Consider the following 12,403-nt stretch of genomic DNA (forward strand, 5'->3'; position numbering starts at 1 on the left):
GCGTCCGCGCGATCCCGTACCGAGAGGAATAGAGAATGGCTGCGCTCCCCGAAAAGGCCCGTGTCGTGATCGTCGGCGTCGGCGGCATCGTCGGCGCATCGGTCGTCCACCATCTGGTCGAGCGGGGCTGGACCGACATCGTCGGCATCGACAAGTCGGGCGTGCCGACCGACATCGGCTCCACCGCGCATGCCTCCGACTTCTGCTACGCGACCAGCCACGATTATCTCACGACGTGGACGACGCTCTACTCGATGAACTTCTTCGAGAAGATGGGGCATTATTCGCGGATCGGCGGGCTGGAGGTCGCGCGGGTCGGCGACGATCAGCGGATGGACGAGATCCGCCGCAAGGTCGCCTCGGGCAAAGCGTTCGGTACGCGTGCGGAATTGGTCGACGCCGCGACGATCAAGGCGAAATTCCCGCTGATCGAGGAAAGCCTGATCCAGGGCGGGCTGTGGGACCCGGATGCAGGGCTGGTCGTGCCGCGCTCGCAGACGGTGGCGGGTAAGCTGATCGACCAGGCGGTGGATGCCGGCGCGCTGACCGTTTTCGCCAACAATCAGGCGGAATCGCTGATCATCGAGGATGGGCGGATCAAGGGCGTCGTCACGACGCGCGGCACGATCATGGCCGATTACGTCGTGGTCTGCACGGGCCTGTGGGGGCGGCTGATCGCGGAAATGGCGGGCGAGGACCTGCCGGTCTTCCCGGTCGACCATCCGCTGACCTTCTTCGGGCCCTATACCGCGTTCGAGGGGACGGGGAAGGACATCGGCTATCCGCTGCTGCGCGATCAGGGCAATTCGGCCTATATGCGCGACACCGGCGACCCCAAGACGACCGAGGGCGGCCAGATCGAATGGGGCTATTACGAGGAGCATGCGCCCCGCCTCGTTCATCCGCGCGATCTGCTGGAGAAGGAGTTCGCACGCCTGTCGCCGTCGCAGCGCGACCTCGAGATGGAGCAGATCATCGCGCCGCTGGAGCGCGCGATGGAACTAACGCCGATCCTGGGCGAGCTGGGCTATAACGAAAGCCATTCGTTCAACGGGTTGCTGCAGACGACCACCGACGGCGGGCCGTCGATCGGCGAGAGCCAGAAGGTGCGGGGGCTGTGGTATGCGGTCGGCATCTGGGTGAAGGACGGCCCCGGCATGGGCAAGCTGGTCGCCGACTGGATGACCGACGGGCGCACCGCGATCGACCATGCCAGCATCGACTATGCGCGCTTCAACCCGTTCCAGCTCGAGCCGAAGTTCATCGAGGAACGCTGTCTGGAGACGGCGGCCAAGATCTATAATCCGCCGGTCCACCCGCGCGAGCCGTTTGCGGGCGGTCGCGGTATCCGCCGCTCGCCCTTCTGGGAGCGCGAGAAGGAGCTGGGCGGCTATTTCATGGAGCTCGGCGGCTGGGAGCGCGCGCATGGCTATGCCGCGAACGAGCATCTGCTGGAGAAATATGCCGATCAGGTGCCGGTGCGCGAGAATGAGTGGGACAATCGCCACTTCTGGCGCGTGTCGAATGCCGAACAGCTGGAGCTGAGCGCCGACTGCGGGCTCATCAACCTGTCGCACTTCCATATCACCGATATCGAAGGGCCGGATCATGTCGCGCTGATGGAATGGCTGTGCGCGGCCAAGGTCGGCGGCGATGCGACGGTGGGGAAGGGCGTCTATACGCATTTCCTGGATGACGAGGGCAATGTGCGCGCGGACTTCACCGTCTTCCGCCTGCCCGATCGCTGCCGGTTGGTGAACGGCGCCGATGCGGGACCGCGCGACGTCCATTACATGCGCCGCGTCGCGCAGGATCGCGGGCTCGACGTCACCGTCACCGACGTGACCGAGAAATACGTGACGGTCGGCATCTGGGGCCCCAACGCGCGCGTCAATTTGCAGAAGGTCGTCGAGGACCCCGACGCGCTGTCGCTGGAGAATTTCCCCTTCGCCGCGATCCGCACCGTCCGCATCGCGGGCAAGGACGTGATGGCCTTCCGCATCTCCTATGTCGGGGAGCAGGGCTGGGAACTGCACATGGCCTATGAGGACGGGCTGGCGGTGTGGGACGCGCTGCGCTCCACCGGCGTCATCGCGGTGGGGATCGAGACCTATGCGAACTCGCGGCGCATGGAGAAGAGCCTGCGCCTCCAGAACGCCGACCTGCTGACGCACTATAATTTGCTGGAGGCCGATCTGGCCCGTCCCAAGGCCAAGGAGGCCGATTTCCGGGGCAAGGCCAAACATCTGGAACACCGCGCTCGCGAGCATCAGCCAGCCAAGCTGTGTACGCTGGTGATGACCGACAATGTCGATAGCCAGGGCGTGAAGCGCTATCCGGTCGGCATCCTGCCGGTCATCGATCCCGAGACGGGCGAGGTGCCGGTGGATGAGCTGGGGCGGCGGTCCTACACCACCTCCATCGCCTATGGCCCCTCGATCGGCAGGAACATCGCGCTGGCCTATCTACCCTGGGCGCTCTGTCAGGAAGGGCGCATGCTGGAGGTCGAATATTTCGGCGAGCGTTATCCGGTCGAGGTCGCGTCGGTGGGCTATCGCCCGCTGTACGACCCCGACAATCGCAAGCCGAAGAGCTGATCGTCCGGCGTCGGTGGCCAGGGTGCGATACGTCATCCGTCTGGAAAATTGCGCCTTCTTCGCCCGGCACGGCGTGTTCGACGAGGAGGAGCGGCTGGGTCAGCGCTTCTATGTCGATGCGCAGGTGCAGGTCGATGCCGCGATCGGCGATCATGGCTGCGGCATCGTCGGCACGGTCGATTACGGCGCGCTCTTCGCCGAGATCGAGCGGCTGGTGCGCGGGCGACGGCACCTGTTGATCGAATCGCTCGCGCTGGAGATTGCGCGGGGGCTGTGCGATCGCTTTCCCGCCGTCGCGGGCGCGGTCATCCGGCTGCGCAAGCCGTGCGTGCCGATCGATGGCATTCTGGACCATGTCGAGGTGGAGGTCGCGTGGCCACCCGCGGACGCGATCACTGCCGCCGATGCCACGGTGTCGCGATCGCAGGGCGCGGGCGACGCACCTGTCCTATTTTCGGCAGACCGCGTCTGAATATCGTGGCGACCATTAGGAATTATCACGTTGCTCATAAGGCTGGCGGCGCAAGAATGGCGTGGGCCTCGCTGCGCCGACGTGCGGCGGGGTCGGGGATTGCGTGGGGAAGGATGGCATGATGGACGCCCGTAGCGAGATGCTGGATCTGATCCGCCACCGGAAGCAGGGCTATTCGCTGCCCCAGCCCTTTTACGTCGACCAGCAATTCTTCGATCTGGACCTGGACCTGATCTGGTATCGGGACTGGCTGTTCGCCGGGCATGATTGCGAGCTGACCAAGCCCGGCAGCTATTTCACGCTGCAGGTCGGCGCCTATCCGATCGTCGTGGTGCGGGATCGCGACGGCACGCTGCGCGCCTTTCACAACAGCTGTCGGCATCGCGGCAGCCGGGTGTGCAAGGCCGAACGCGGCGTCGCGCCCAAGCTGGTGTGCCCATACCACCAATGGACCTACAATCTCGACGGCTCGCTCGCCTTCGCCCGCCAGATGGGGGAGGGGTTCGACCGCACGCAGCATGGCCTGAAGCCCGTCGCCTGTGAGAGCGTCGCGGGCTATATCTTCATCTGCCTCGCCGATCGGCCGCCCGCCTTCGCGCCCTTCGGCGACCTGATGCGCCCCTATTTCGCGCCCCATAATCTGGCCGACGCCAAGATCGCGTTCCAGTCGACGATCGTCGAAAAGGGCAATTGGAAGCTCGTCTGGGAAAACAACCGCGAATGCTATCATTGCGCGGGCAGCCATCCCGAATTGTGCAAGACCTATTCGGAATCGCCCAACGTCACCGGCGTGGCCGGCGGCGAGGAAGACCCGGAGATGGCGGAGCATTGGGCGCGGTGCGAGGCCGCCGGGCTGCCCGCGCAGTTCCGCATGCACGACAGCGGGCAATTCCGCGCGATCCGCGCGCCGCTGCTGCGCGAGGCCGAAAGCTATACGATGACCGGCAAGCGGGCGGTCGCGCGCGGCCTGTCGGATAGCGTCACGGCCGACCGTATCGGTGCGCTGATGCTGTTCAACTATCCGACGACGTGGAACCACGTGCTCGTCGATCACGCCGTCACCTTCCGCGTGATGCCGATCGGCCCGAACGAGACCGCGGTGACGACCAAGTGGCTGGTCCACAAGGATGCGGTCGAAGGTGTCGATTATGACCTCGATACGCTGACGCACGTCTGGACGCAGACCAACGATCAGGATCGTCGCATCGTCGAGGAAAATGCGGTCGGCATCCGATCGCCAGCCTATGAGCCCGGCCCCTATTCGCCGCTGCACGAAGGCGGGGTGATCCAGTTCGTCGACTGGTATACGCGCGCGATCGAGGCGCGGTTGGGCGACACGGGACAGGACCGGGTGCGGCGGGTCGCGTGATCGCACGCCGACGGAGCGGGCGATGACGGCTGGGCGGTATCTGCACCTCGACGAGATGTCGCCGTGGAACGATCGGCTGCATCATCTGGAAGTCATCGGCATCGCCGACGAGGCGCCGGGGGTGAAGACCTTCACCTTCCGCTCCGAACCCGACCACTGGTTCCGGTATCGTCCCGGCCAGTTCGTGACGCTGGAACTGCCCGCGGACGGTGGCCCGCTGTTGCGCACCTATACGCTGTCGTCGTCACCGTCGCGCCCCTTCTCCATCGCGGTGACGGTGAAGGCGCAGACGGACAGCGTCGGCACGCGCTGGATGTTCCAGCATCTGCGGATCGGCGCGCGCATTCGCGCTTATGGTCCGGCGGGGCAGTTCACGCATGTCGCGCATCCCGCCGCGCGCTATCTGTTCCTGTCGGCGGGGTCGGGCATCACCCCGATGATGTCGATGCTGCGCTGGATGGCCGATTGCGCGCCCGACAGCGACGTTGCGTTCGTCACGGTCGCGCGGCGGCCTGAGGACCTCATCTTTCGCCGCGAGCTGGAATTGCTCGACCGGCAGATGCCGAACCTGTCGCTTGCGATGCTGGTGCGCGACATTCCGCCGGGCGAGACGTGGAGCGGGCATCGCGGCCGGCTGGATGCGACGCGGCTGGCGATGCTGGTGCCCGACCTCCTCGCGCGCGAGGTGTTCTGCTGCGGCCCGGATACGTTCATGGCGCTCGCCGGTGACATCGTGCGCAACGCCGGGCTCGACATGGCCCGGTATCACCAGGAGAGTTTCGGCGAAGCGTCGGCACATGCGCCGAGCGAGCAGGTGGTGCCCGTGCCGCGCGCATCGGGCGAGGCAGTGTCGATTACCTTCACCGCATCGGGCGTCACCGCGCCGTGCCAGCCGGGGCAGACGGTGCTCGAAGTCGCGCGCCAGGCCGGCGTCCGTATTCCCGCGGCGTGCGAATCCGGTCTGTGCGGGACGTGCAAGATCCTCAAGCAGAACGGCAGCGTCGAAATCGCGCACAATGGCGGCATTCTGGATGAAGAGATCGAGGAAGGATATATCCTAGCCTGCTGCTCCCGCCCGCATCACGATCTGCACGTCGACGCCTGAGTGGGGGCGTCGCGCCCCGCATGACCCTATCGTTCGGCTGATGGCGATGAGGGCTGACGCCAGAGCGGCGCGGGCGCGTTCAATCCACGATCGCGATCAGCGCCATCAGGGCAAAGCCGCACCAGGGCGCCAGCTGTCGCGCGATACCGAGCGCCTGTGCCGTCGTGCGATGGCGCTGCATGCCGAAGTGCAGGAACGTGCCGGCACCCAGCGCGAGGATCGTGGGTTTGACGAGCGGCCAAGCCTGCTCCTGCCGCGTCGCCACCGCGCCCAGCACGACGCCGAGCGGCAGGGCGACGACGAACGCGCTCTGCACGATCATCGCCCTGCGGCGGGACAGCGAGCTGTCGGTCAGGATCTGCGCCAAGGAGAAGGACGCCGCGCCCTTGTGCGCAATGAGCGCGAGAAACAGCACGAGAATGGCGGCCTGACGCGAGGTGGCACCCAGCGCCGCGCCTGCCAGGAAACTGTGGGCGGCGAGGGCGATGGCCGCGGCGAGTGCGGGGGCAGCGGACCGGCCGCTCCCCCACGCCAGACGTTCGAGCAGGGCGAGGCCCATGATCGTCGCGCCGCAAATGACGAACGGCCAAGGATAGCTGGCGCCATAGGTCCAATAGCCCTGCGCGGAATCGGGCAGCATGTGGATCAGGCCCGCACCCAGGAAGATGCCGGCGGCCAGCGCATCAGCGGTGGCGGCGACGGCGGACCGGCGCGACGACGGGGTCGTGCGAAAAACCGGTGCGGCTGCGGCCATCGCGACGACGACCAATATTGCGGTGAGAAGACCAAGAAGAAGGTCCCGGTGCATGATGCTGCTGCTCCCGTTCGATCCTATCAGCGGGGTGATCGTGGGTCGCCCGTCCTGCTGCGCTTCAGCGCAGTGAGGCTATGTTTTCGATTGTGCGCAGGACGCGGCCGCATGCGGTCCGTCACAACGCTGTGAGTTGGTCCGCTACGATGATGAGGTTCGGCGGGGGTGCGTGACCCCTGAGGCGGGGTAGGGAGCCTTGCCTGTCATGGCGCGACGTCACCGGCGGTCGCTGGGCATGGGCATGCGCCGCAGACCGTTGCCATCGAGCCATTGTCGATCGCGCGTGTCCGTCGGCCGTGCAACCGGCGGCAGGTGCAGGAGAGGGGGCATTCGTTCTTCGTCCCATATCTGACACAATGTATGCGATGGTATAACGTCGCTCACAATTGGTATTTTGAGGACTGATGCTTGCTATCGCTTGCGCCATTGGTCCGCGATCAAGGAATTGTCGGGGATACTCCGCGATTGATACGCTGTCGCCTGCGTGTGCGGAAGGTTCAGCCTCTGGGGCCGATCCGCGGCCGAGACGTTATTCCCGTGACGTGGCATCGCCGCCATAGCACGTGGATTGGAGAGGCAAGGTGACCGCAAGCCCGCGTGAAACGGCGCTCATGCTGCTCGCATCCCGGGCGGCAGACGCGACCGTGTGCCCGAGCGAGGTGGCGCGCGCGATCGCACCGGAGGGCTGGCGCGCGGCGATGCCGTCGGTCCATGCCGCCGTCGATACGCTGGTCGAAGAGGGCCGCGTTCAGCTCAGCTGGAAGGGTGAGACGCTCGCCAAACGCAGCGGCCCGTATCGGATCGGCCGCGCGGTCGCGCCCTGACGGGCGATCTGCGACCGTCGCCGGAGCGCCGACGGCCGCAATCCTGGTCCGCTCAGTCCGCGGCCGTTCCTGCCGGGGCGGAGCGGGTGGCCTGCTTCGGCTTGACGTAACGATCGAGCCAGTCGGTCATCTGCCACAGCGTCTCTTCGGTCGATTCCAGCGCGCGATAGCCGTGCGGCTCGTTCGGCAGGACTACATAGCGGACGGTCGCGCCATTGCCCTTCAGCGCGGCATACATCCGCTCCGACTGGATCGGGAAGGTGCCGCTATTGTCGTCGGCACCGCCGTGGATCAGCAGGATCGGCGCCTTGATGCGGTTCGCATAGGTGAACGGGCTCATCTCGGTATAGGTGGGCGTCGCCTGCCAATAGGTGCGCTGTTCCGCCTGGAAGCCGAACGGGGTCAGCGTGCGGTTGTACGCACCTGACCGGGCGATGCCGGCGCGGAACAGATCAGTGTGCGCGAGCAGGTTGGCGGTCATGAACGCGCCATAGCTGTGGCCGCCCACCGCCATGCGGTTACGGTCGCTAACGCCAAGCTTCACCACTGCATCGACGGCGGCCTCGGCATCCTCGCGCAGCTGTTTGACATAGGTGTCGTTCGCCTCCGCGCCGCCTTCGCCGATGATCGGCATCGCGGGATTGTCGAGGATCGCATAGCCTTCCGTCAGCAGGAACAGATGACTGATGCCGCGCGGGCGCACGAAGCGATTGCCCTGGTCTACCGTCTGGCCGGCGACCTTGGCGTCGGTATATTCGGCCGGATAGGCCCAGAGCAACGTCGGCAAAGGCCCGTCGCGCTTGGCGTCATAGCCGGCGGGCAGATACAGCGTCCCCGACAGCGGCACGCCGTCGGCGCGGGCATAGGTGATCGTCTTCTGGGTGACGCCCGCGAACACCGGTGCGGGATCGGCGAAGGCGGTGACGGCCTTCGCCTGACCGCCCTTGACGCTGCGGATGACGTAATTGGGCGCGAGCTTGGCGCTTTCCCGTCGGGTCAGGATCCGCTGCCCGCTGTCGTCGAGCAGCGCCACGACGCTTTCGTAATAGGGCGCCTTGGCCGTCCACAGCCGCGTCTGTGCGCCGCCGGCGAGGGGCATTGTCGCGAGGAAGGGGAAGGCGCCCGCCTTGGTCGCGCCGTCGCCGCGCACATAGACGGCGTCATGGCGGGGGGTGAAGCGCATCACCCGCTTGCCCGCGGCATTGTCCTCCAGGATCGGATCGCCGGGGTCGCCATATTGATCCTGATAATTGCGGGTGAGCAGCATCCGGCTCTCTCCCGGACGCGATGGAGCGACGGCCTGACGATGTTCGGTGCGCGATCGCCATTCGCGGTCGATCACCATCGCAAAGCCGTCGTCGCCCCATAACGTGGTCGCGTAGCGCGCGGGCGTCTTGGCCAATTCGACCGGCGCGGCGTCGAAGGGCGCGGCCTGCATCATCACCTTGTCGTGGAAGGCGATCTTCACGCGCGGATTGCCGCCGTCGAGCGCCTCGGCCCAGACCAGCGTCGCGGGCGCATCGGCGCGCCATTCCGCGTCGCGCGGCCCTTTGACGGTCGCGTCGAAGTCGACGGGCAAATCGTCGGCGAGCGGGCGGTCGACGAGCGTCTTCACCGGCTTGCCGTCGATCGTCGACACCGCAATCTCGGTGGGGAAGAAGCGCGCGGGCAGCAGATAGGAATAGGGCCGCTTCAGCCGCTCGGTCAGCAGATAGCGGCCGTCGGGCGACACGCTGAAGTCGGTGATCAGCCCCGGGGATCCGATCGGCTGTGCGGTTCCGTCGAGCGCGACGCGGGTCAACTGGCCGGTGAAATAATGGTCGAACAGCGCCTCGTCATGCGCGTCGCCGAGCAGATCTTCATAGGTGCGCGCGGCCGAGGTGCGGCCGTTGCTTTCCTGCACCACCGGGCCGGTCGGCGTGGTCGTCGCGACTGGGGCGGGCCCGCGCCCAGCGGGGACGGTATAGGCGATGAGGGCTTTGCTGTCGGGCGTCCAGACGAACGGCGTGCCGAAGCTGCCGTTCAAACCCTTGGCGACGACGCGTGCGCTACCGTCGCGCTCCGCGATCCAGAGCGACAGGCCATCGGGCTCCTGCGCGTAAAAGGCGACGTGGCGGCCATCGGGCGACCAGTCCGGCGCGGCGAACCGCAGCCCTGCCGGCAGGCGTGCGGCCACCGTTCGGCCGCTCGCGATATCCTTGAAGCTCAGCGCATTCAGCCACTGCACGCGAACCTCGGCCTGCCCGTTGGTCGCCGGGTCGATCCGATAGCCGCCCAGCCGCAGGATCGGCTTGGAGAGATTGGCGATTGACGGCAGGTTCTCGCGCCCGAAGATGGCGAGCGTATTATGGTCGGGGCTGACGGCCACCGCGGGGGTGGGGGACGCCTCCAGCGCCTTGGCGATCGCATCCGGTGCGCGGTGATAGGTGGTGCCGGCCGGCTGGGCATGGACCGTGGTGGCGAGCAGCAGAGCGATCAGGCAGGCACCAGCGCGCATTCGTAACCTCTTATGTGACGGTTCGTTCATGTGCCACGAGGCCATCGCGCCTGCCAGCGATTTCGGGCTGGTGGCGTGCGGTGGGGGCGTGGGTGGGGCTGTCGCGGCGAGATCGGGACCGGGCGAAGGCGGCGTCGGTGATGTGCATTGGAAACGGTGGCATGACGGCACGACAATGGCGCAGATCATCTAATGGACGCGCGCTGCTAGGGCCGGCAGTGCCGAGTATATCCTCCGGACACCTAACTCCTGTGAGTTTTCGGCAGATAGGAACCCGCGGAAGGTGGTGGACGCACTTGGGTTCGAACCAAGGACCCGCTGATTAAGAGTTTGATACAACGTATCTTTATTTCCAGCCAAATCGCATCATATCGTCAATAGCCGTTTGATTGATCGACTCTTCGGCGATCGCGTTTTGTCGCGAGCCATCGCAGGTCCGAGCATACAAACGCAGGCGCCCGCTACCCTGCGGGACCCATATAGGTCTGTCTAATGCGATCCGATGATGGGAAACAGAGCGGCGCGCAGCAGTGGTTCGTCGCGCCCGAGACGAAGAGCGACATCCGGTCGGCGGGTCCTGACCCTAGCAAAATCCGCTTCGCGGATCGTGATCGTCGACACTATTGCGTTCTCCTACTTCAAGACAGCTTGTAGGTGAAAGGAAATATGCATCGAGGTTTCGTCAAAATTGAAGGCAAGAGTAGCGGCTGTCCAACATGGTTTTTTCCGGTGGCCTGCTCGACGCGTTGCAGCCGATGCGATGTCTTCCTCCCGTTCTCTTCGGATTGATTGTCTCGAGTGTGTCACGGCGTCTGTTCGCCGTCATCGCTGCGCGGGTATTTCCAACAATGCGGCTCCATCGATCGAGACGCGCAGGCCAAACGCCAATATGTCACCCGATCGCTTCGCGGCCCGTGGCTTTGCGGAATTGTCTGGGCTGACAACGTACTAAACACGGCCGCGTAAGATGCTGTCGACTCGCAATAGCATTGCGCTTATGGGCGGTGCTATGACGGGGCAGGGGATCGATCAGGCTGCGGCGATTATGGTCGAGCGCACGATGAAGCACGATCGGGTCGTCTCATCCCGGACTCGGCCCGCCCTCCGGAGGCGCGCATCGCTATGCGCTGAGGTCGATGGATTTTCGGCCTTGACGGTTGAGGCGGCAGATCGCGACAGCGGCGCGGTTCGTCCGCATCGATGATCCCCATGCGGCGCCGATGACCGACCGACCCGGGCGCATTCTGGCGCTGTTCGCCGGTCAGCGCCGTCGACTGATCGCTGAGGCGGTGCGGCTGACCGGCGATACGGCATCGGCGGAGGATATCGTTCAGGAGGCCTGGATTCGCCTGTCGAAGGGAGCCGCAGGAACGCGCATCGACGCCCCGGTCGGCTATGTCAGCCGGGTCGTGCGTAACCTGGCATTGGACGAATATCGCCAACGGCGGCGGCGCGAGCAGGTGACACTTCCGGCTCCCGAAGGCGACCCCGATATGCCGGACGGCGAGGCGGTGAGTGTCGAGCGGGCGCTGATGGCGCGGGAGGAACTGGCGCTGGTGACGGCCGAATTGGCGCGCATGCCGGCGCGGATGCGTCGCGCGGTAGAGCTTCATCGGGTATCCGGCGCCCCGCTGCGCGAGATCGCCACCGAGCTGGGCGTGTCGGTCACCACCGCCCATGGGCTGGTGACGCAAGGTGTCGAGCGGTGCCGCAAATGCCTGGAGCGGACGCGGCGTTGACCGACGAACCGAAACAGGGAGCGCGCCGCTCGTCCTATCATCCTGAGCGCCGAGATGGGGACAGGGTGATCGCAGACGCGGAGTGTCGGCGCGAGGCGCTCGACTGGATGATCCTGTTGCAGGAGCGTCCCGACGATGGCGAGGTGCGGGCGCGTTTTTGGCAGTGGCGGCAGGCGCCAGCGTGTGACGCGGCGTGGCGGGATTTGGATCATGTCGGCGATGTGGTCCGTCAGGCATGGGACGATCGCCCCGCCTCGTTCTCCGATGCGCCACACCGGTGGAAGAGGACGCTGCCGGTTGCGATGGCGGCCTGTCTTGCGGCGATCTTCGCCGGGCAAGTCGTGCTGCCGACCGCCCGTGCCGATCTCGCGACCGGGACCGGCGATGTGCGGCGCGTCCGTCTGGCCGATGGCAGTCGCGTGACGCTGGCGCCCGACAGCGCCATCGCGCTCGACGGCGCACGGCAGGTTAGGCTGCTGCGCGGCACCGGCTTTTTCGAGGTCCGCCACGACGTCGCCCATCCGTTCCGCGTCCAGGTGGGCGAGGCGGTGGTGACCGACCTGGGCACCGCGTTCGAGGTTCGACGCGATCACGATGGCGCGCGCATCGCGGTATGGGAGGGACGCGTGCAGGCGTCGTGCGAGCATCGTTCGCTCGACCCGAGCGACATGCGACCAGGCGACGTCATGGCCTTGGACTGCACGACCGGCCGTGTCGTGACACCGTCCGTCCCGCTATCGGCGATAGCGACGTGGACGCACGGCCAACTCGTTATCGTTGATCGTCCTTTGGGTGAGGTGGTGGCCGCGCTGCGTTCGTGGCATCATGGGCTGCTCCTGGCGCGGGGGAGCGGTATGGCGCGCCACGTCACGGGCGTTTACGACCTGCGTCATCCCGATCGAGCTCTGGCGGCCATCCGCCAGGTGCATGGCGCGACGGTGCGGCAGGTCACGCCCTGGGTCACCATCGTCACCGCCAGCTGAGCGACC

Annotated in this window: 9 protein-coding genes; 7 read left to right on the top strand and 2 right to left on the bottom strand. The window is 66.1% G+C overall.

Annotated features, from left to right (window positions below; translation table 11 throughout):
* The first annotated feature begins 35 nt into the window (after positions 1 to 35).
* From ACP7A3_RS13980 to ACP7A3_RS13995, 4 genes are all read left to right on the top strand, one after another.
* Entirely contained in the window at positions 36 to 2,597 is a 2,562-nt protein-coding gene (locus ACP7A3_RS13980) for a GcvT family protein (protein ID WP_426256010.1), read from the top strand.
* 22 nt (positions 2,598 to 2,619) lie between these two features.
* Entirely contained in the window at positions 2,620 to 3,069 is a 450-nt protein-coding gene (folB, locus tag ACP7A3_RS13985) for a dihydroneopterin aldolase (RefSeq protein ID WP_426256011.1), read from the top strand.
* Between the two features lie 121 nt (positions 3,070 to 3,190).
* Positions 3,191 to 4,438, top strand: coding sequence for an aromatic ring-hydroxylating oxygenase subunit alpha (locus tag ACP7A3_RS13990; protein ID WP_426256012.1), 1,248 nt, complete (start codon positions 3,191 to 3,193; stop codon positions 4,436 to 4,438).
* 22 nt (positions 4,439 to 4,460) lie between these two features.
* Complete coding sequence (locus ACP7A3_RS13995) at positions 4,461 to 5,543, top strand: 2Fe-2S iron-sulfur cluster-binding protein (RefSeq protein WP_426256013.1); 1,083 nt, start codon at positions 4,461 to 4,463, stop codon at positions 5,541 to 5,543.
* A 79-nt stretch (positions 5,544 to 5,622) separates the two neighbouring features.
* On the opposite strand, the gene ACP7A3_RS14000 is transcribed toward ACP7A3_RS13995, so the two are convergent.
* Positions 5,623 to 6,351, bottom strand: a complete 729-nt coding sequence (locus tag ACP7A3_RS14000; RefSeq protein ID WP_231292023.1) for a ZIP family metal transporter — start codon at positions 6,349 to 6,351, stop codon at positions 5,623 to 5,625.
* Positions 6,352 to 6,935: 584 nt separating this feature from the next.
* Between ACP7A3_RS14000 and ACP7A3_RS14005 the strand changes: the two genes are divergently transcribed.
* Positions 6,936 to 7,178: a DUF3253 domain-containing protein gene (locus tag ACP7A3_RS14005; RefSeq protein ID WP_277286711.1), complete on the top strand. Its 243-nt coding sequence runs from the start codon at positions 6,936 to 6,938 to the stop codon at positions 7,176 to 7,178.
* Between the two features lie 52 nt (positions 7,179 to 7,230).
* On the opposite strand, the gene ACP7A3_RS14010 is transcribed toward ACP7A3_RS14005, so the two are convergent.
* Entirely contained in the window at positions 7,231 to 9,675 is a 2,445-nt protein-coding gene (locus ACP7A3_RS14010; RefSeq protein WP_426256014.1) for a prolyl oligopeptidase family serine peptidase, read from the bottom strand.
* A gap of 1,220 nt (positions 9,676 to 10,895) precedes the next feature.
* Here ACP7A3_RS14010 and ACP7A3_RS14015 point away from each other — a divergent pair.
* Together ACP7A3_RS14015 and ACP7A3_RS14020 are read left to right on the top strand one after the other, a co-directional pair.
* Positions 10,896 to 11,414 (top strand): sigma-70 family RNA polymerase sigma factor, encoded by a 519-nt coding sequence (locus ACP7A3_RS14015; RefSeq protein ID WP_426256015.1) that lies wholly within the window; start codon positions 10,896 to 10,898, stop codon positions 11,412 to 11,414.
* Positions 11,415 to 11,479: 65 nt separating this feature from the next.
* Positions 11,480 to 12,397 (top strand): FecR family protein, encoded by a 918-nt coding sequence (locus ACP7A3_RS14020; protein WP_426256016.1) that lies wholly within the window; start codon positions 11,480 to 11,482, stop codon positions 12,395 to 12,397.
* The last annotated feature ends 6 nt before the right edge of the window (positions 12,398 to 12,403 follow it).

It is taken from the genome of Sphingomonas sp. DC5200-1 (assembly GCF_049897245.1).
GTDB lineage: Bacteria > Pseudomonadota > Alphaproteobacteria > Sphingomonadales > Sphingomonadaceae > Sphingomonas > Sphingomonas aquatilis.